Genomic DNA, 256 nt, shown 5'->3' with positions numbered 1-256 from the left:
AATACAAATACAAATACAATAATAATTCAGAAAAGGCAGAACACATGATGTCCAACATTAGTTTACAAGGCTTAGACAAACTAGATCGTAAAATTCTTTCGAATCTACTCTCCAATGGGCGAGAATCGATTGCTAATCTTTCTCGCAACATCGGCTTGTCGCGAACAGCAGTCGCTGAACGCATCAACAGACTTGAAAAAACCGGTATTATCAAAGGGTATACGGCACAAATAAGAGTAGAAAATGACGGGAGAAA

At 38.3% G+C, this 256-nt stretch carries 1 protein-coding gene; it reads left to right on the top strand.

Annotated elements, in window-relative coordinates:
• Window positions 1–44: 44 nt before the first annotated feature.
• The coding region (locus tag AB4323_RS24505; RefSeq protein WP_372118711.1) for an Lrp/AsnC family transcriptional regulator at window positions 45–256 on the top strand (212 nt) is incomplete at its 3' end.

It is taken from the genome of Vibrio sp. 10N.261.52.C11 (genome assembly GCF_041471405.1).
GTDB lineage: Bacteria > Pseudomonadota > Gammaproteobacteria > Enterobacterales > Vibrionaceae > Vibrio > Vibrio crassostreae_C.
This window is presented reverse-complemented; position numbering and strand designations above follow the sequence as displayed.